This is a genomic window from Orrella sp. 11846, from assembly GCF_048820935.1.
Taxonomy (GTDB): Bacteria; Pseudomonadota; Gammaproteobacteria; order Burkholderiales; family Burkholderiaceae_B; genus Algicoccus.
Map to the genome: position 1 here is coordinate 74,916 of NZ_JBMERD010000008.1, position 19,584 is coordinate 94,499.

The 19,584-nt window shown below is 50.7% G+C and carries 17 protein-coding genes and 1 riboswitch; of the genes, 9 read left to right on the forward strand and 8 right to left on the reverse strand.

Annotation, left to right across the window (positions count from 1 at the left end; genetic code table 11):
- The first annotated feature begins 20 nt into the window (after window positions 1-20).
- Window positions 21-1,025, forward strand: a complete 1,005-nt coding sequence (locus ACOI06_RS08455; RefSeq protein WP_420662088.1) for a Bug family tripartite tricarboxylate transporter substrate binding protein — start codon at window positions 21-23, stop codon at window positions 1,023-1,025.
- Window positions 1,026-1,070: 45 nt separating this feature from the next.
- Here the strand turns inward: ACOI06_RS08455 and ACOI06_RS08460 are convergent, their stop codons facing one another.
- Window positions 1,071-1,886 carry an IclR family transcriptional regulator domain-containing protein gene (locus ACOI06_RS08460; protein WP_420662089.1) on the reverse strand — a complete coding sequence of 272 codons (816 nt, stop codon included), beginning with the start codon at window positions 1,884-1,886 and terminating at the stop codon, window positions 1,071-1,073.
- A gap of 161 nt (window positions 1,887-2,047) precedes the next feature.
- Here ACOI06_RS08460 and ACOI06_RS08465 point away from each other — a divergent pair, with 161 nt between their 5' ends.
- From ACOI06_RS08465 to ACOI06_RS08475, 3 genes are all read left to right on the forward strand, one after another.
- Window positions 2,048-3,052, forward strand: coding sequence for a Bug family tripartite tricarboxylate transporter substrate binding protein (locus tag ACOI06_RS08465; RefSeq protein ID WP_420662090.1), 1,005 nt, complete (start codon window positions 2,048-2,050; stop codon window positions 3,050-3,052).
- Window positions 3,053-3,165: 113 nt separating this feature from the next.
- Window positions 3,166-4,653, forward strand: a complete 1,488-nt coding sequence (locus ACOI06_RS08470) for a class I adenylate-forming enzyme family protein (RefSeq protein ID WP_420662091.1) — start codon at window positions 3,166-3,168, stop codon at window positions 4,651-4,653.
- Window positions 4,654-4,703: 50 nt separating this feature from the next.
- The gene (locus ACOI06_RS08475; protein ID WP_420662092.1) at window positions 4,704-5,474 is read left to right on the forward strand and encodes a citryl-CoA lyase; all 771 of its coding nucleotides are present in this window, start codon (window positions 4,704-4,706) and stop codon (window positions 5,472-5,474) included.
- A 404-nt stretch (window positions 5,475-5,878) separates the two neighbouring features.
- Here ACOI06_RS08475 and ACOI06_RS08480 read toward each other — a convergent pair whose 3' ends face one another.
- From ACOI06_RS08480 to ACOI06_RS08490, 3 genes are all read right to left on the reverse strand, one after another.
- Window positions 5,879-6,940 carry an alcohol dehydrogenase gene (locus ACOI06_RS08480; RefSeq protein ID WP_420662093.1) on the reverse strand — a complete coding sequence of 354 codons (1,062 nt, stop codon included), beginning with the start codon at window positions 6,938-6,940 and terminating at the stop codon, window positions 5,879-5,881.
- Between the two features lie 357 nt (window positions 6,941-7,297).
- A complete protein-coding gene (gshA, locus tag ACOI06_RS08485; protein ID WP_420662095.1) occupies window positions 7,298-8,866 on the reverse strand; it encodes a glutamate--cysteine ligase in 1,569 nt (522 codons plus the stop codon).
- Window positions 8,867-9,134: 268 nt separating this feature from the next.
- The gene (locus ACOI06_RS08490; protein WP_420662096.1) at window positions 9,135-9,365 is read right to left on the reverse strand and encodes a LuxR C-terminal-related transcriptional regulator; all 231 of its coding nucleotides are present in this window, start codon (window positions 9,363-9,365) and stop codon (window positions 9,135-9,137) included.
- A gap of 573 nt (window positions 9,366-9,938) precedes the next feature.
- Window positions 9,939-10,017, forward strand: a riboswitch (SAM riboswitch).
- Between ACOI06_RS08490 and metX the strand changes: the two genes are divergently transcribed.
- From metX to ACOI06_RS08505, 3 genes are all read left to right on the forward strand, one after another.
- The gene (gene metX / locus ACOI06_RS08495) at window positions 10,009-11,232 is read left to right on the forward strand and encodes a homoserine O-succinyltransferase MetX (protein ID WP_420662097.1); all 1,224 of its coding nucleotides are present in this window, start codon (window positions 10,009-10,011) and stop codon (window positions 11,230-11,232) included. It overlaps the preceding riboswitch by 9 nt.
- Window positions 11,229-11,837 carry a methionine biosynthesis protein MetW gene (gene metW, locus ACOI06_RS08500; RefSeq protein WP_420662098.1) on the forward strand — a complete coding sequence of 203 codons (609 nt, stop codon included), beginning with the start codon at window positions 11,229-11,231 and terminating at the stop codon, window positions 11,835-11,837. Before metX ends, metW begins: the two co-directional genes overlap by 4 nt.
- Before the next feature lie 84 nt (window positions 11,838-11,921).
- Window positions 11,922-13,169: a muropeptide transporter gene (locus tag ACOI06_RS08505; protein ID WP_420662099.1), complete on the forward strand. Its 1,248-nt coding sequence runs from the start codon at window positions 11,922-11,924 to the stop codon at window positions 13,167-13,169.
- Window positions 13,170-13,239: 70 nt separating this feature from the next.
- On the opposite strand, the gene ACOI06_RS08510 is transcribed toward ACOI06_RS08505, so the two are convergent.
- Window positions 13,240-14,028, reverse strand: coding sequence for an exodeoxyribonuclease III (locus ACOI06_RS08510; RefSeq protein WP_420662100.1), 789 nt, complete (start codon window positions 14,026-14,028; stop codon window positions 13,240-13,242).
- Window positions 14,029-14,088: 60 nt separating this feature from the next.
- On the opposite strand from ACOI06_RS08510, the gene pyrE reads away from it, so the two are divergent.
- A complete protein-coding gene (gene pyrE, locus ACOI06_RS08515) occupies window positions 14,089-14,778 on the forward strand; it encodes an orotate phosphoribosyltransferase (RefSeq protein ID WP_420662101.1) in 690 nt (229 codons plus the stop codon).
- A gap of 129 nt (window positions 14,779-14,907) precedes the next feature.
- Here the strand turns inward: pyrE and gatB are convergent, their stop codons facing one another.
- The 3 genes from gatB to gatC are packed head-to-tail and all read right to left on the reverse strand — an operon-like array spanning window position 14,908 to window position 18,247.
- Window positions 14,908-16,365 (reverse strand): Asp-tRNA(Asn)/Glu-tRNA(Gln) amidotransferase subunit GatB, encoded by a 1,458-nt coding sequence (gene gatB / locus ACOI06_RS08520; RefSeq protein ID WP_420662102.1) that lies wholly within the window; start codon window positions 16,363-16,365, stop codon window positions 14,908-14,910.
- Window positions 16,362-17,891 carry an Asp-tRNA(Asn)/Glu-tRNA(Gln) amidotransferase subunit GatA gene (gene gatA / locus ACOI06_RS08525; RefSeq protein ID WP_420662104.1) on the reverse strand — a complete coding sequence of 510 codons (1,530 nt, stop codon included), beginning with the start codon at window positions 17,889-17,891 and terminating at the stop codon, window positions 16,362-16,364. The genes gatB and gatA overlap by 4 nt, the downstream gene beginning before the upstream one ends.
- A gap of 47 nt (window positions 17,892-17,938) precedes the next feature.
- Window positions 17,939-18,247 carry an Asp-tRNA(Asn)/Glu-tRNA(Gln) amidotransferase subunit GatC gene (gene gatC / locus ACOI06_RS08530; RefSeq protein ID WP_420662105.1) on the reverse strand — a complete coding sequence of 103 codons (309 nt, stop codon included), beginning with the start codon at window positions 18,245-18,247 and terminating at the stop codon, window positions 17,939-17,941.
- Between the two features lie 260 nt (window positions 18,248-18,507).
- Between gatC and ACOI06_RS08535 the strand changes: the two genes are divergently transcribed.
- Complete coding sequence (locus ACOI06_RS08535) at window positions 18,508-19,554, forward strand: rod shape-determining protein (RefSeq protein WP_420662107.1); 1,047 nt, start codon at window positions 18,508-18,510, stop codon at window positions 19,552-19,554.
- Window positions 19,555-19,584: the final 30 nt, after the last annotated feature.

Genomic DNA, 19,584 nt, shown 5'->3' on the forward strand with positions numbered 1-19,584 from the left:
TTATTTCAAGGAAACTCTCCATGTTTGTTCGCTCACGCGTCCAGTTTCATCGACGTGCGTGTCGTCTGTCGGTTGCGCTTTTAATAGGCTCTGTTTGTGCGATGCCAGTTGCACAAGCACAGACCTATCCTGATCGGCCTGTCTCTGTCATTGTTGGTTTTGCGCCAGGTGGTGCCACAGACATTCTGGCACGCTTGGTCACTAAGGTCATGGCAGACGATTTGGGGCAATCCTTTGTGGTTGAGAACCGAGCGGGCGCCAACAGCAACATTGGGGTCGATTATGTGTATCGACAAAAAAGTGATGGCTATACCGTCCATGCTGGCTCGATCTCGAACGCGATTAATCACACCTTGTATAAAAACTTGCGTTTTGATTTTCCGAATGACTTTCAACCCATCGGCATGATGGCGAGTATGGCCAATGTCTTGGTCGTGCATCCCGATCGACCTTATCGATCTGTGGAGGATCTGATTGCGTATGCCAAGGCACATCCTGGTGAAGTGACCTGCGCGTCTGCAGGCGTAGGCTCATCGATTCACATGTCTTGTGAGCTCTTTAAGCTACAGACTGAGACCGATATTTTGCATGTGCCGTATCGGGGTAGTGGCCCAGCTGTGGTCGATCTGGTGGGTGGTCAGGTCGACATCATGTTCGATAACTTACCTTCAGTCATCTCACATATTCGAGCCGATAAATTGATCCCACTGGCAGTTACCACGGCGCAGCGCCAAGTTAGCTTGCCGAATATACCAACCTTTATGGAAACGGGTTTGGATGACTTTGTGGTTGAAGCGTGGTTTGGATTAAGTGTTGTGCAAGGCACACCTCAAGACAGAATCGAGGTTTTGAGTGGAGCCTTGAATCATGCGCTCAAGAATCCTGAACTGATCGAAGCTTTTGAGCAAAATGGGTTTTTGATGCCACCGCAGCCGAATACGCCACAAACCTATCACGACTATGTGCGCGAAGAAACCAAACTGTGGGGTGATGTGGTTGAGAAAGCGGGTGTGATCGCTCAATAAATTTGTTTAGTGGTCTTATTCGGTGCGCTTGCTCTGTCGTTCTGCTTAGTCATCCTGTGGCGAGATTGTTTTAAGTGCAAGATTTAGCTCTGAGCGGATCAGTGTGATGATTTCTCGTTGACGTGGCAGCGGCAAGCGGTTCATGAGCCCTGAGACGCTGACCGCAAATCTGGGATAAGCGCCCTGATATGGCACCGGAATCCCTACACCGAGCACACCTGGAACTGCTGCATTGCCGACGGCTGCCCAACCACGCATTTGCGTGGTTTTAATGAGTTGAGTCATTTTTTTGCGCGTCATCCCACCGTATTTGAGTAAGCGTTCCTCATTGTGCGTGAGGATGTTTTCAATATCATGAGCGGGTAGGTAGGCGAGCAGTGCCAAGCCAGCAGCGCCCACACCCATGGGTTGAGTGTGTCCGACGTGCACGGCCAGTACCTGAACTGGGTATGCACCAAGCTCACGGTGAATGCATAAAGCATCATCGCCTTCGCGTTGCACTAAAAACGTGGAGTCTTGTGTTTGATCACTGATCCGTCGTAAAGCAGTTTTCAGCGCTTTTAAGAGCACTTGATCTGGATTTATCGTTGTGGGTTGGGGCGGGTTTTGATACGCATAGATAGGTCGTTGCCCTAGTCTTTTGGCGTAGCCCATGGCGACTAAGACATCCAAATAACGATAGACCGTCGGGCGTTGTGTGCCTGTTTGGCGAGCAAGCGTTGGGATATCAATACCTTGTTCACCCGCGAACTGAAGTGTTTGCAGAATCTGTAGTCCACGAACAAAGGTTTTTGGGCTGTCTGCAGGCAAATTGAGTTGGGCAACGGGTGGGGGCGATGCTGTTGACGTGAGTTTGTGCATAACTGTGAGTTCAAGGTGTCTTGCCTATCAAATTGATTTCATGAGTTTAAATCTTATCTTGTCCATAATCTGGACAAGATAAGATTTGTTAAGAATATTTTTCGTTATATTGATGGCCAATAAGATTTGTTTTGCATTGCTTTATTACTGAGGAGTTGTTTATGTTGAAATCAACAAAGATGCGTCGCACGGTGTTGTCAGGTGTACTGACCGCAGCGGTCTCAACTGGTTTGGCCACGATGTCCACAGCTGCGGTTGCCGCAGATTTTCCAGATCGTCCTTTGACGGTTGTGGTTGGATTTGCACCGGGTGGTGCGACTGATGTACTGACTCGTTTGGTCACCAAGGCAATGTCTGATGAGCTGGGCCAACCCATTGTGGTTGAGAACCGAGCAGGCGCCAACAGCAACATTGGTGCTGATTATGTGTTGCGCGGCAAAAATGACGGTTACACGATGTACACCGGTACGATTTCGAACGCCATTAATAACACCTTGTACCGTGACTTGCGTTTTGATTTCCCCAAGGATTTTGATTCAGTTGGTTTGATGGCCAACATTGCCAACATGCTGGTGATCAATCCTGATAAACCGTACAAAACGTTGCCCGAGCTGATCGACTATGCAAAAGCCAATCCAGGTGATGTGACTTGTGCGTCTGCTGGTGTTGGTTCATCCATCCACATGTCGTGTGAGCTCTTTAAAATTAAAACAGACACAGACATTCTGCATGTTCCATATCGCGGTAGTGCACCTGCTGTGGTGGATCTGATCGCAGGTCAAGTTGACATCATGTTCGACAACCTGCCTTCTTCCGTGCCGCACGTGCGCGCTGGAAAACTCAACGCCTTGGCAGTCACAACGCCTGAGCGTCAGGCGAGCTTGCCTGAAGCACCTACCTTTGTGGAAAGTGGATTTGAAGACTTTGTGGTGCAGGCCTGGTTTGGTCTGAACGTGCCTGCAGGTACACCCAAAGATCGCATTGATATTCTGAATGCGGCTTTGAACAAAGCTTTGAAGCACCCTGAAGTGGTTGCCGCTTATGAGAAAAACGGCTTCTTGTTGCCACCACCACCTAACTCACCTGAAACCTATGGTGAGCAAGTGAGCCAACAGGCTAAGTTGTGGGGTGAAGTGGTTGACACCGCCAAAGTCGTTGTTCAGTAAACGACGATTTATCCATCAGGTCTGAGCTTCAGATTTTAAAAAGCGGGTCGGTGCATGCCGATCCGCGAAGACTCAGGCCAAACTTCCTTTGAAATTCATCCAAGAGATTTCCCGTGTATCCCATCGATTTCTTTTTCCGGGCTGCGCAAGCGTGGCCGTCGAATCCTGCCTTGCTCGAGCCTGATAATCAAACTGTGACGTATGCGCAGCTGGCTAAGCGTGTCCGTGCCTTGGCCTGCTATCTCCAAGTGTGCGACCCTCAGCCGGGCAGTCGAGTTGGTTTGTGTGGTCAGAATAGTGCGGATTATGTTGTGGCCATGCTCGCGATTATGGCCGCCGGTAAAGTCTGGGTGCCATTGAACACACGCAGTACAGCGCATGAAGTGGGTCGTATTCTAGAAACAGTTCAGACGAGCCTCGTGATCGTTGATGAAGCGGGAGCCGAACTGGTCTCACCCCGTGATCAACAAACCATCTTGTCGATGGTGGATCTGCCTGAGGCGACGCGTTCCTATCTCGATCAGGCACCGGTTCGTTATGACGCAGATCAAAATGACACGCAAGCCATCAAGTTTACAGGGGGCACAACCGGTTTACCCAAAGGGGTGATGCAGCCTTATCGAGCTTGGGTGGCTGTGATTGTGAATCAGATTGCATGTTGGCAAATTACGGCGGCTGACCGCTATGTGGCGGGAGCACCACTGAGTCACGGGTCAGGCACGTATGTCTTGCCTACTTTGGCGCAAGGTGCAGCGATTGTGTTGGTCGATGCGAATGATCCCGAAGGGCTAATCAAGGCGTTTCGCGATCAAGGTGGCACGATGACCTTTATGCCACCAACTTTAATTTATAAGCTGATGCAAACACCTGGAGCATCACGCGCCTCATTTCCAGCCTTGCGACTGATGATTTATGGTGGTGCGCCCATGCCCAGCTCCAAAATTGAAGCAGCGCAGGCGTTTTTTGGGCCAGTGCTAGCGACCACGTTTGGACAAACTGAGGCGCCACAGATTGCAACTTGTATTACCCCTGATGCACTGATGGATCCTCAAACGCGTGACAGTGTGGGTCGATTGACCTGGTTTACTGAAATCAAAATTGTGTCACCAGACGGTGAGGTCTTGCCTGTGGGTGAAAAGGGCGAGGTGTTGATACGAGGTGACCTCGTGATGACTGGTTATTGGAAGCAGCCTGAAGTCACGGCAACCACGATTCGCGACGGTTGGCTGCATACAGGTGATGTCGGTTATCTTGATGAGCGCGGTTACTTGTTTTTGAAAGAACGTTTGCGTGACGTCATTATTTCGGGCGGTTTTAATGTGTATCCGGTTGATGTCGAAAACGTCTTGAGTCAGCACGAAGCGGTCCATGAGGCGGCTGTGTTTGGGTTGCCCGATGAGCAATGGGGAGAAACGGTTAATGCGGCCGTTGAGCTCAAACCTGGGGCCACGGTGGATGAGACAGAGCTGAAAGCCTTTGTGCGAGAAAAAGTCGGACCTGTTCTGACACCTAAAAAAATCTGGTTTTGTGAGTCGCTGCCACGCTCGCCAGTGGGTAAAGTTCTTAAAACCGAAATCCGACGTCAGTATCAAACGAACTAATTTATGACCAGACTATAAACACAACAAAATTATCCATAAAGGAAAATACCATGTCCAATACACCAAAGACCGAATTGTGTGAACACACGCTCACCAGTATGCATTACCGAGACCGTGATCTAGTTGAAGAGTTGATCGGTCACAGCAGTTTCAGCGAAGTCATGTTTGCCCAGATCATGGGTCGTCGTGCGCGCGCTGTTGATTTGAGAATTATGGATGCTGTGCTTGTGACTCTGATGGAACATGGCCTGACACCCAGCGCCATTGCGACTCGCGTGACTTATATGAGTGCCCCAGAAAACCTTCAAGGTGCGGTGGCTTCGGGTTTGATGTGTGTGGGAAGCCAGTTTGTTGGCACGATGGAAAACTGCGCGGTGTTGTTAAGCGACATCATGGCGCATGACAATCCCGAACAAAGAATGCGCGAGATTGTGACGGATTATCGGGCACGTAAAGCCCCATTGCCAGGGTTTGGGCATCACCTGCATAAACCTGATGACCCCCGTTCGATCAAGCTCTTTGAAGTGGCGGCCGAAGAACCTGAGTTTGATCAGCGTTATGTCGATACGATTCGCGCGTTCAATCAGGTGGTTGATGAGATCTACGGTCGACACATCACGATTAATGCGACAGGCGCTGTGGCCGCATTGCTAGGCGGCATTGGGGTACCGGTTGAGTTGATGCGTGGTTTTGCAGTGATTTCAAGGGCAGCCGGTTTGGTGGCCCATATTGCAGAAGAGCAACGCAGTCCATCAGGGCGCTTCATCTGGGAAACGATTGATGCTGCCATTCCGTTTGTGCATAAATCAACCGATCTGTAAGTACTCGTGACCGATGACTGTACGATGCGTCAGTCATCGGGACCTAATCTTTAATGGGCTGATAGTTCATGTCGCCTCAGAGTGTATTCCCAAAACCCACCAAACACGTACGGATTGTTCATTAACATACAGGACGAGGATTTCTACGGCGTTCCAGCGACCTTCGTCTGACTTGCTTCGGTGGGTTCTTGGCCCACCGCCCTTAGAACGTTGATCGCGTCAACCACATCGGCGTTTTCTTCAAAGCCACAGTCCACGCATTTGAACAGCGGGTGCGCTTAGAAAGACCAGACCCAGTACAGCGAGGAAAGCCGATTTTTTAAAAACCATGGGAAATGTCTCCCCGGATACTAAAGACTGCTAGTTTTTACTGTTTTTAAAGTATTGGCTGGCTTTATCAAAAGTTAAGATTTATTGGGTTCAAGGATGGCGCGCCCGACGATCTCACCACGAGCCAGGTCGTTGAGAATTTCTTCGGCTTCATCCAATTTGTGACGACTGGTCGGCAAGGGTGACAGCACACCTTTGGCAGCAAGCGACATCAGTTCGCGGAACTCATTGAGCGAGCCGGTATAAGAACCCATGATGGTGGTGGAACGGAATGGCAACATGGGCAGTGGCCATGGCGCACGACCTCCAAAGAGACCGACGATCACCAGTTGGCCCGCGCGCGTCAGCACATCAAAACCCAGTTTGGCAGTTTGTTCAGAACCCACAAAGTCAATCGCAGCCAGTGGTGCACCGCCTGCTGCAGCATGAATCTGCGCAATCACGTCGGGGGCGGAACCGTCAATGGCGTGACCTGCGCCGTGGGTCAATGCAGCTTCTCGTTTTTTAGGATCGATATCCACAGCAATCGGTGCCATCCCACCTAGGCTTTTCGCCAGCTGCACGGCATTTAGCCCCACACCACCGACCCCAATAATCACCACAGGTGCTTTGGATAAAGAAGCTTCGACTTTCTTCAAAGCGCTAAAAGCGGTGAGTCCTGAGCAGGCCAGGGGTGCTGCGTGTGCAGGATCCATGTCGCCAATGTCAAACAGGTAACGAGGGTGCGGCACGCGCATCTGCGTCGCATAGGCACCGTCCACATGGATGCCCATGGCGCGTGGTGTTGGACAGTAGTGCTCATCGCCCACAATGCAACGTTCGCAAGTGCCACAACCGGCCCAGGGGTACACAACATACGTGCGGCTCGTGTCTAAATCACCTGCGAGTGGACCTTTGGCAGCAATGACACCCACTGGCTCATGCCCCATGACTCTGGGCAGATGTAAGCCACGCTCACCGTGATGCATTTTTTTACCATCACCCAGGTCGTAGAAACCATCACGGATATGCAAATCTGAGTGACAGACACCGGCTGCGGTGATTTTCATGATGACTTCGGTGCCCTCTGGCACGAGGTCTTCGCGTTCTTGGGCAACGAGTGGTTTCCCAAAACTAACAACACATTGGCAACGCATTTTGTCTTCTCCTAGTCGTGCTCACTTCTGAATTGTTTTGAATAAATTCTCTTTAGCGTACCACTTTCTTCTTCAGACTACCTGAGTATCGAGGTCGGGATAACGCTAGTTTTTTTTAATTTGTCTTCTTTGGTAATCAGATCAAAATAAGGATTTAATTTCTTTTAAGTCAAGGCAGTATGTGTTTTATTAGCAATTGCGAGAATTATGCAGGTTGACGAATTAACTAACCCGCTTAGGTAGCTTATATAGCGCTGAGAAAATGTGGCAAAAGGGCACGATGGATGGGGTCTGAGACGAGTTCCGCCGTGGGCGGTCTCGTCTCAGATAGTGTGGAGGTTGTGGATCGTGTGGGCGTCAGGATGGACGTGTAAGTGACGTGTTGAATTGCTGCATATATTCGTCAAATGTCACGGATGTATCGGCTTCGAGTTCGGCTTGAGCTTTGATCGAGGCATCTCGCAGTGCATGAGCTTCGTCGAGTTCCGAGTCGCTCAGTCCTGCTTTTGAAAACTTTTCAGTATGTGCGCGTGAGAGGCCTAGGACAAAGTCCTGAAACGATCCGCCTGCGGCTTCAATACCAGCCAGTACGCGAGCAGAGGGGGTGAGTGTTGTGTCGTCGACTTTAAGGCGCTCATTTTGGATCGCGCTGACATAATCCATGTCGCCAGTTTGTTGTGCCAGCACTTCTGCACAGGCTTGAATATCGTCAAAGATTTCGTGTGCCCACGCTTGAAGTGCAATGGGTTGTTCAGCTCGTTTGAGCATCAACCCTGGTTTACGACCTTCTTTGACGGTGGTTTGGAAGTTTTGATGGCTTTCACGACAATAGCCGCCATCCCCAAAATAGGGACTGTCAGACAAGGCACAGTGGAGCAAGAAAGCATCGAGGAATCTGGCTGTCTGTGCGCTGATACCCGCAGGCTCAAAAGGATCGATGTCCAAACACCGCACTTCAACATATTGCACACCATCTTCCATTAAGGCGTTGATGGGGCGTTGTTTTGCACGCGCTGTGCGTTTAGGTCGAATGCTGGAATAGTATTCGTTTTCAATCTGCAAAAGGTTGCAGTTGATTTGAATCCACTCGCCATCGCGTTGATCACCGATCGCTTCATACGCAGGCCATGGTGTGGTGACTGCTTCATATAAACGCAATAGGAACGTGTGAAGATCGTTGTAACAGGGAGTCAGTGTGGATTGTGCCTCACTGGTGTAGCCCAGATCACTCATGCGCAGACTGGTTGCCCATGGCATATACAGCGTATCTTCCCCTATGCGTCCAAGTTCTGCGGGCGGATTGGGTAAAAAACTGCGGTTTAGTGCGGGTGAAGCACCGAACAAATACATTAACAACCAGCTGTGGCGCATGAAGTTGCGAATTAGCGCGACATAACCTGCAGATTGTCGTTCTTGGGCGTTTTGCTCGTCGCTGGGAAATAAAGCCCAGAACTCATCTGGCAACGAAAAGTTGTAATGAATGCCGGCAATGCACTGCATCGGTTTGCCGTAACGGTGGGCTAGGCCTCGACGATAGACGTGTTTGAGCTGACCGGTGTTGGATGTGCCATACCAAGCAATTGGAATGTCATCGGCGGGTGGCAGCACGGGTGGCATGGAATGCCCCCAAATCAATTCATTGTCTAGGCCATTTACGGTCAGACGATGAACCCAGTCGGCCGCCTGAATGAGATCATCGACGCTACTGTGTGTGGCGGTAATGAGTTCTAGCAGCGCTTCTGCATAGTCTGTTGTGACATAAGGGTGTGTGAGCGCCTTGCCGAGTTGTGCCGGATGAGGCGTTAACGCGTAGCGACCACCTAGGTCGGTACGTAAGCCTTCTTTTTCCAGACCGCGTAGGCAATTGGCCAGCAGTTCTGGTTGCTGCGCAAGCACAGTCAATCGTTGTTTGAGCGAGGTAGACAAGCGGCTATCCTGTTTGGTTCATAGAGTTTGCGCAAGCTCGGCTGCAATCCGCAGACTATGGAAATGCTTGCAAGCAAAGGATCAAAAGTCCAATTTTGAGTCGATTGTACGTGACGCAACCAGTTGGTGGGGGCAGCTATTTCCGAGTTCAGGGTTTTATGGTTGGGTGTGCATGTGATTTTTAGTTCGAACACAGGTTTGAATGAGCCCGCACCATTTGCTGAGGTGCAGCGATGATGCGGGTGTTAGGCCTCAGTGAACGCGGTTGTTATTCGGTTTCACGGGCCAAAATGGATGGTGTCAATAAGCCCAAACGCCAGGCCTGCGCAATACAAGCTTGCCGACCATAGACGTTGAGCTTTCGACATGCATTCCTTAGATGAAAGTTAACCGTGCTTTCGCTGATGCCTAGAATACAGCCAGTTTCCCAGCTGGTTTTGCCGCAGGACACCCAAGCCAAACATTGCAATTCTCGTCTGGATAGTGGTGTTGAATTCATTAAATTGTGCGAGAAACCCCATTTTTAAATCCGGGGAGGGATAGCATGTGACCGTTAGGCCACCCTGATTCTCGCTTCCTCCTGTTACTGTGATGCTATCTGCGTATATCGATGATCAAGGCTCCGTAACCGTGTTTTGTGGTTTGGATCACCGCGATCGTGATTCATGCACAAATTCTGTATTTGTTGCGGCCCACAAGGCGTTCGTCGTTTGTCTGGCTTGTCTAAAGCGTCTATGGTCATGGTGATACTCCTGAAATGCTGACCTTGAAAGGTCTGATGGCACGAAGCCGATGTATTTGAACTGCTTGAGATGTTTGCAAGCTGACTCTGAATGGTTAATGGCAGGGGCTGCATCTTCCAAAGTCAAAGAGGTAGAGACTGTCCAGTTGCGGCGCGCTTGGATCAATCACTTGTGGTGATTGCCCGTTGACTGTTTTGTGTGCGTTAGTTCAAAACACTGGCTGCGTTATTTTTAGTTTGACACAAACTGACAGCTTGTGTCGTATGGGCATGACGGGAATGTCCATGCGTGTTTTTGTGGTGGACCGTTACAAAGTGGTAGAATTTTGTCCAAGAATTGGCGCCGATTTGCCTGATCCGCTTGCGGGCGCCCCACAAATCCCGCTAAAGAGGTCTTTGAATGACTACTTTTACGACTGCAAACTTATTTCTATCGACAGACGCTGAGCCTGCGCGTGAAGCGCCGCAATCAGTCGGTGAGGTGACTACCCAGTATTTTGAATTCGAACAACCGCTCCCTTTGGATAGTGGTAAATCGATTTCGAACTACACATTGGCTGTCCAAACTTACGGCACATTGAATGAAGATCGCTCCAATGCGGTTTTGATCTGCCACGCGTTGAACGCCTCTCACCATGTTGCCGGCTATGAGGCCGATGATCCCGACCAGCTTGGTTGGTGGGACAACATGGTTGGTCCCGGTAAGCCGGTTGATACCAATGTGTTTTTTGTGATTGGTGTCAATAACCTTGGCTCCTGTTTTGGTTCGACGGGTCCGGCCAGTTTGCGACCGGAAACCGGTAAGCCTTGGGGATCCGAGTTTCCGGTGTTGAGCGTAGAAGATTGGGTGCGTGCGCAAGCCCGATTGGCCGATCAGCTAGGTATTGAGCGATTTGCCGCTGTGATGGGGGGCTCTTTGGGAGGCATGCAGGCGCTCAGTTGGTCGATTACCTGTCCGTCCCGAGTGGCTCACTGCGTGGTTGTCGCGAGTACGCCTAAATTGTCTGCTCAGAATATTGGCTTTAATGAGGTGGCGCGTCGGGCGATTCTGACCGATCCGGATTTTCATGAAGGTAACTATTACGAGCATGGCGTGGTGCCATCGCGTGGTTTAACGGTTGCCCGTATGCTCGGTCACATCACGTACTTGTCTGATGACGATATGGCGCGTAAGTTCGGACGTGCTCGTCGCCAAGCTGATGCGCAACAAGCTTATCGTTATGATTATGGCGTTGAGTTTGAAGTGGAATCTTATCTGCGCTATCAGGGTGAAAAGTTTTCAAAATATTTCGATGCCAATACCTATTTGTTGATCACGCGAACGCTAGATTATTTTGATCCGGCGCGTGAAACACAAGGGGATCTTACTCGCGCACTGGCCGGTGTTGAAGCTGATTTTTTATTGGTTTCTTTCACCACAGACTGGCGATTTGCGCCTTCTCGGTCGCGTGAGATAGTCAAAGCGTTATTGGATAACGAGCGTCGGGTGACGTATGCAGAAATTGACGCACCTCATGGGCATGACGCATTTTTATTGGATGATTCCCGCTACCACGGTGTGGTTCGAGGTTATTTTGAGCGAATCGCTAAAACACTGAGTCTGAGCAAAGGAGGTCAGTCATGACACAGGGATTGCCTTTGCGTAAAGACCTATTACAAATCGCCGAGTGGATTGAGCCCGGTAGTCGAGTGCTGGATCTAGGTTGCGGCGATGGTGCTTTGCTCGATCACCTTCAGCAGACACGACAGGTCACAGGCGTTGGCGTTGAGATCAATGACGAGCGCGTGCTCGGGTGCGCGCGTCGTGGCGTGGATGTGATTCAACAAAACTTGGAAGAGGGCTTAGCCCTTTTTTCTGACAAGTGTTTTGATACGGTTGTGCTGTCGTTGACATTGCAATCGGTTTTGCAAACCGAACATATTTTGCGCGAAATGAAGCGTGTTGCGCATCACGGCGTCGTGTCGTTTCCAAACTTTGGTTACTTCACCCACGGACTGTCACTGCTGCGTGGGCGTATGCCGATGAGTTCACAAATGCCCTACAAGTGGTACAACACGCCGAACATTCATCTGTGTACACTCAAAGACTTTGAAGATCTGAGCCGTCAACTGGAATTAGAAGTTGAAGCCAGAAAAACTTACAACACAGAGCGCGAAGTGACTTGGCTGGCAGGTTGGCGAGCGACTTTGGCGTTGTATCGGTTTCGCTCAGAACCCGGTCAGGCATGATCACACCGTGAAGACATCGCTGCCTGAGATCAAACAACTCGTCAGTTACGGGCGCGGTGAGTCTGTCGCCAAGCTGGAGGTCGCATGAAAACTTCACTGAGCGTCTACATGGGACGACGCGTGGCCCCCTTGTTGTTTTTAGGGTTTGCCAGCGGCTTGCCCCTTGCTTTAACAGGTGGAACTTTACAAGCTTGGGCGACCGTTGAAAACGTGTCGTTGCAGGAAATTGGTTTTTTGACGTTGATCGGCACCGCGTACACGTTGAAGTTCCTCTGGGCGCCGCTCATTGATCGCTATACACCAGGTTTTTTAGGTCGTCGCCGAGGATGGATTCTGGTAACGCAAATTCTTTTGGCGATCGGATTCATTCTGATGGGGCGTTTATCGCCTGCTAGTGCGTTAGGCAGTTTGGCACTACTGGCTGTGTTTGTCGCGTTTCTGTCAGCCACACAAGACATTGCGTTTGATGCCTACCGTACAGATGTGCTTGAACCTAGAGAACGTGGGGCGGGTGCTGCCTTGTCCGTATTGGGTTACCGGGTTGCCATGCTGGTGTCGGGTGGTTTTGCACTGGTGCTGGCAGATCAGTGGGTGGGTTGGTCCAATATGTATGCGCTGATGGGGGTTTTAATGCTCTTTGTGGCGTTGGCGACATTCTGGGCGCCTGATCCACAAACACCGGTTTCTGCTCCTGCGTCACTAGAAAAAGCCATCACAGCACCTTTGATTGAGTTTTTTAAGCGTCCTCAAGCCTGGACTTTGTTGTTGCTGATCGTGCTCTACAAATTGGGTGATGCGTTTGCAGGTGCTTTATCAACGACGTTTCTGATTCGAGGTGCTGAATTCACAGCGTCTGAAGTGGGGGCGGTCAATAAGATTCTGGGTCTGGCTGCCACCATTTTTGGGGCGCTCTATGGCGGTGCCTTAATGGCGCGCCTTGGCCTTTATCGTTCATTGCTGTTGTTTGGATTACTACAAGCCGTATCGAATCTTGGCTACTGGGCCATTGCTGTGGGGCCCCATAGCATCTGGCTTATGGCGGGTGCAGTGGCGTTAGAGAACGTCTGTGGCGGCATGGGAACTGCGGCGTTTGTGGCGTTACTGATGGGACTATGCCGTCGGGAATTCTCGGCAACTCAGTTTGCGCTGTTATCAGCTTTGTCGGCGGTTGGCAGAACCTATTTAGCTGGACCACTCACACCACCTTTGGTGGCGTGGTTGGATTGGCCTGGTTTTTTCTTGTTGACGGTACTGATCGCTTTGCCGGGTGTGATCCTGTTGTGGTGGCGTCGGGCTGACATTGAACAAATTGATGCGCAAGGCCGCGTATAAGACACGGCACTTGCAGGACTTAGCTCACTGACCAGTTAGTGTTGTGACAGAAATTTGCCACAGAGGTTAGTCAGAGAGTCCAGTCATAATCAATGGTGAGTGGTGCGTGATCTGAGAACCGATCGTCTTTATAGATTTGAGGGTTCGATGCACGGGCTGCGATGCCAGGTGTGGCGATGTGATAGTCAATACGCCACCCCACGTTTTTAGCCCAGGCTTGACCACGATTACTCCACCACGTGTACTGATCTTCGCCCGGTTCGAGTTGTCGAAAGACATCGACTAAACCAATCTCGTCAAATACATAATCGAGCCAAGCGCGCTCTTCAGGCAAGAAACCAGAGTTTTTACGGTTACCACGCCAGTTTTTAAGATCGATTTCTTTGTGTGCGATGTTCCAGTCGCCACACACAATCAACTCTTGACCGTTTTCTTTGTATTCCTGCATACGAGCCTCTAACCAAGGGCCAAAAGCATCCAGAAATCGCATTTTGACGGCCTGACGCTCATCACCGCTAGAGCCTGAAGGTAAATAGGCACTGGCCACGGTCAGTCCTGGCCAGCGTGCCACGACTAAGCGACCTTCTTGGTCAAACTCTTCTAGATCTAGACCCGTTGTGATCTCAGCGTTTTGTGGTTGTAAATAGAGTCCAACACCGCTGTAGCCTTTCTTCTGTGCAAAATGAAAATGGCCTGTGTAATCATGTGGATCACTGAGCTCTTCGGACAAGTCTGGTGCCTGTGCCTTTAACTCCTGAAGACAGACAATGTCAGGTTGATGTTCTAGTAACCAGTCTGATAAGCCTTTACGAAAGGCGCTGCGGATACCATTCGCGTTTAAAGAGGTAATTCGAAGCACTTGGGTCTCCCTGAATGCAATAATAGAGCCCGATTTTGATTTCTCTAATAGCCGTGAGCCATGAACCAACTATCCCCATCGTTTGATCGACAGTCTTTTGTACGTTTTGCGCTGGATGAAGGCGTTTTGCGCTTTGGTCAGTTTGAAACCAAATCGGGACGTTTAAGCCCGTATTTCTTTAATGCTGGTCTTTTTAACACGGGTGCCAGCGTTGGGCGATTGGGTCAATTTTACGCACAAGCGCTTTTAGAGTCAGGTTTGTCCTTTGATATGTTGTTTGGACCGGCCTATAAAGGCATTCCTTTGGCGACTTGTGCAGCCATTGCGTTGTCGCAAGACCCACGTTGTGGTCAAGATGTGCCTTTTGCATTTAATCGCAAAGAAGCGAAAGCACATGGTGAAGGTGGCACGCTTGTTGGAGCGCCTCTCAAAGGGCGTGTTGTGATCGTTGATGACGTGATTACAGCAGGGACTTCGGTGCGTGAGTCAGTTGATATCATTCGTGCACAAGGTGCTGAGCCTGCCGGTGTTTTAATCGCCATGGACAGAATGGAAAGAGCGGGTGCAGATGGTGCGTTGAGCGTAAATTCTGCGGTGCAAGACGTTGCGCAACGTTACGGTATGCCCGTTATTTCGATTGCAAACTTAAATGATATTTTGACTTGGCTGTCTACCGATGCGACGTTTCAGACGCATGAGACGGCTGTCAAAGCGTACCGCGACCGTTACGGCATTCAGTCCGATATCTGAAGAAAACCTGTCTCAGACATTAAAGACTGAACTCTGACACAGAGGCGGGCAAAATAGGGCAGGCGGGTGTGTCGGTCATTTTGCTTGATCAACACACCCACGATGCAGTTTGCTCACTGCATCGATCACTCAACTGTCGAGTTTTTCTTTCAACAAGGCATTGACTTGTGCAGGGTTGGCCTTGCCTTTGGCAATTCGCATCACCTGACCGATCAATGAGTTAAAGGCTTTTTGTTTGCCCGCGCGATACTCTTCGACAATCGCTGGATGATTGGCCAATACTTCATCAATCATTGCACCAATTGCCCCCGCATCGCTGATTTGTTTCAAACCTTTGCTTTCAATGATGGCATCGGCATCTGCTTGCTCGCCGGCTTGCCACATGTCCGCAAAGACTTCACGGGCGATTTTGTTGGAGATCGTGCCATCGGCAATGCGTCGAATCAAACCGGCCAGTGCTTTGGCTTGGATCGGGCATGCATCGATACCGATCTCTTCACGGTTCAAACCGGCCGAAATCTCACTCATCATCCAGTTGGCAGCCAGTTTGGCTTGATCAGCTTCTAACTCTGCCATTAACTGTTGGAAGTAGTTGGCCATGGCGCGGGATTGGCAGATTTGTTCAACGTCTTCGAGCGATAAGCCGTATTCGCTGACAAAACGGTCCCTTAGCTGTTGTGGCAATTCAGGCATGGAAGCACGAACTCGATCCACCCAGTCTTGTGAAACGATCAGTGCGGGCAGATCTGGATCAGGGAAGTAGCGATAGTCATGGGCATCTTCTTTCGTGCGCATGCTGCGTGTTTCATCGCGATCAGCATCGTAAAGTCGGGTTTCCTGAATGATTCGTCCACCACTCTCTAAAACGTCGATTTGTCGCTCGATTTCGTACAGAATGGCGCGTTCCAAGAATCGGAATGAGTTTACGTTCTTAGTTTCGGTGCGTGTGCCATAGGCTTCTTGACCTTTAGGGCGCACGGAGACGTTGGCATCCATACGGAATGAGCCTTCTTGCATGTTGCCATCACAAATGCCTAACCAGACAACGAGCGTATGCAGTGCACGTGCATAGGCAACTGCTTGCGCGGCCGAACGCATGTCGGGCTCAGAAACGACTTCCAGCAATGGTGTGCCGGCTCGATTTAGGTCAATTCCTGAGCAAGGTCTGCCTTGATCGTCGGTAAAGTTCTCATGAATGGATTTACCAGCATCCTCTTCTAAGTGAGCGCGTGTGAGCGCAAATTTGAACGGTTCACCGTTTACCATGCAGGCAATATGGCCACCTTGGACGATTGGCAGTTTGTCCTGGCTGATCTGATAGTTTTTAGGCAGATCGGGATAGAAATAGTTTTTACGCTCAAAGATAGAACGTGGGGCAATGTGCGCATCAACGGCCAGACCGAAACGAATGGCATGCTCAACGGCTGCGCGGTTTAAGACAGGCAGTGTGCCGGGCAATGCCAGATCGACTACGTCGGCTTGCGTGTTGGGGCTTGCGCCATAGCGTGTGGCACTGCGTGAAAAAATCTTACTGTGCGTGGCCAGTTGCACGTGTGTTTCTAGGCCAATAACGACTTCCCAGTTCATGATGTCACTCCGGGACGGTGCAGATGCCAGTCTGTGGCGTTCTGATAATGGGTTGCGGTGGACAGCAGACGTGGCTCTTCAAAATGAGGGCCAATCAGTTGCAGACCTACCGGTAATGATTGTTGTTTGTAGCCTTTGGCAAATCCGCATGGAATCGACATGGCAGGCAGTCCAGCGAGGTTCACACCCAGTGTGTAGATGTCGCCAAGCCATTCCTGCAGCGGATTGTCTTGTTGGTGGCCAATGGCGGGTGCCACAGTTGGACTAACTGGACCCACAATGAGATCGCAGTCTTGTGTCAATGCACGACGAAAATCTTGCGTGATCAGCTGACGCAATTGCTGCGCTTTCACATAAAACGCATCGTAGTAGCCGTGTGACAACACATAGGTACCAATCATGATGCGTTTGCGAACTTCATCACCAAAGGCTTGTGCGCGTGAACGAGCCTGCATCTGTTCTAAACCGTCGTAATCTTGTGCACGATACCCAAAACGCACGGCGTCATAGCGTGACAGGTTGCTAGAGGCTTCGGCTGAGCCAATGACGTAATACGCGGGAATACACAGTTCCGTGTTGGGCAATTCGATGTCAACACGAGTCGCACCTAGGCGAGTCAATTCAGTGATGGCGTTGTCAACGGCTTGTGCCACACCCGTATCTAGACCTTGTGCAAAGTACTCTTTGGGAATCCCGATGCGCAGTCCTTTAAGTGGCTGTGCTGTATCGGCTTGTTCCATTTGTTGCTGATACTGGGACAGGATGCGACCGGGTGCATTGGTTTGCCCAGCGCAGGTTTGCACGCAGGTGGCATCGCGATCATCAAAGCCACTGATGGTGTCGACCAGATGCGCCAGATCCTGCGCATGACGGGCAAACATCCCTGCTTGATCTAGGCTGGAGGCGTAAGCAATCATGCCGTAGCGTGACACAACACCGTATGTTGGGCGAATGCCGCTGATCCCACAAAATGCAGAAGGTAAGCGGGTGGAGCCACCGGTGTCGGTACCTGTGGCGGCCATGGCCAAACCGGCAGCAACGGCGGCAGCTGAGCCACCCGATGAGCCGCCGGGCACAACATCGTGGTCCCATGGGTTACGTACGGGACCAAATGAAGTGTGCTCATTGCCTGAGCCCATGCCAAATTCATCACAACTGACTTTGCCTAAGCAAACAGTTTGTGCTTGGCGCAAAGACTCCACAGCTGCAGCATCGAATGGACTGACATAGTTGTCTAGCATGCGACTGCCTGCGGTGGTGCGCCAGCCTTGGGTGACAAAGAGGTCTTTGTGCGCCAAAGGGATACCGGCCAAGAAACTGTCTGGATTCTTGGCGCGCCAGTCATCAGCCTCACGAGCTTGTGCAAGCGTGAGTTCTGGATTGACGTCAATGAAGGCATTGAGTGATGCGTTGGCTTCGATATCGGTGAGTAATTGTTGGGCTAATTCTGTCGCACTGACCTTGCGGTCACGCAAAGCGACATTAAGCTGAGTTATGCCATCAAAGGCATCTAGGGCTGTAGTCATCGTAAGTTCTGAGTAGAGGTTCGGTGAGCGATTCGGGTCGTTGGGGTTTATTCAATGACACGAGGCACAAGGAATAAGCCGTCTTGCTGTGCAGGCGCATTGGCCATCTGCGCTTCGCGCTCTTGGAGCGTGAGCGTTGGGGATGGTTCGTCATCGCGCAGACGAAGTGAAATGTCTTCCAGGGCGCTTAGTGGATGCGTCAGAGGTTCAACCCCGTCAGTATTGACAGCCTGGAGCGACTGGATCAGTGTGAGCGCTTCGTTAAGTTCCGTTTGCACCTGTGCCAGTTCTTGTTCATTGAGTTCAAGACGGGCCAGTTCAGCAAGCCGTGCGACGTCGTTTGGAGTCAGAGCCATGTTTGATCAACACTTGAAAGGTCAGTGGTGCCTCTGTAATGAGCGTCACTGACTGTTGGTTATGATAAAAGAGGTTTCGGATCACTGCCGAAATTTGAAAGCGATCGTGCAAATACAGATGGATTATAAGTTATCATAACCAGCTATAAGTTGGGTCTGAGTGGTTGGGCTCGTGTGCATGATCTGTTTAACGAGATTGTTGCCCGTTTAATCACGTCAGGTCGAGCATCTTTTTCTACCCTATTTTTTGGCTTTTTCGCATGTTTGGATTCCTCCGTAGCTATTTTTCAAGCGATATGGCGATTGACCTTGGTACGGCCAATACGCTGATTTACGTCCGCGGTAAAGGGATCGTCCTAGATGAACCGTCTGTTGTGGCGATTCGCCACGAAGGCAGTGGCGGCGGTGGGCGTCGTTTGATTCAGGCGGTCGGTCGTGAAGCCAAACAGATGCTAGGTCGCGTGCCGGGCAACATAGAAGCGATTCGTCCGATGAAAGACGGTGTGATTGCTGATTTTACGGTGACTGAGCAGATGCTCAAGCAATTTATCCGTATGGTGCATCCACGCAATATCCTGGCACCCAGTCCCCGTATTATTGTTTGTGTCCCTTGTGGGTCGACCCAAGTGGAGCGTCGCGCGATTCGTGAGTCCGCTTTAGGTGCAGGTGCCAGTCAGGTCTATCTGATTGAAGAGCCGATGGCCGCTGCGATTGGAGCCGGTTTGAACGTCTCGGATGCCAGTGGTTCGATGGTGGTTGATATTGGTGGCGGTACAACCGAAGTCGCTGTGATTTCATTGGGTGGCATGGTCTACAAAGGCTCTGTGCGCGTCGGTGGTGACAAATTCGACGAGTCCATCGTGAATTACATTCGTCGCAACTACGGTATGTTGATTGGTGAGCCAACTGCCGAGCTCATCAAAAAAGAGATTGGCTCTGCATTCCCGGGCACTGAGGTTCGTGAGATCGAAGTGAAGGGCCGTAACCTGGCTGAAGGCATCCCCCGTAGTTTCACGGTGTCTTCGAGTGAAGTGTTGGAGTCGCTGACTGACCCTTTGAATCAGATCGTGTTGGCGGTTAAAACAGCGCTTGAGAATACACCGCCAGAATTGGGTGCAGACATTACAGACAAAGGGATTGCTTTGACGGGTGGTGGTGCGTTGCTTGCCGATCTGGATCGCCTGATTCAGGAAGAAACGGGTTTGCCCGTGGTGGTGGCAGAAGATCCTCTGACGTGTGTGGTGCGTGGTTGCGGTGATGCGCTTGAGCATCTGGAGCAACTGGGTGGCATCTTTATTGACGACTGAGTCTGATTGATGGCGTTGGTGTTGTAACGA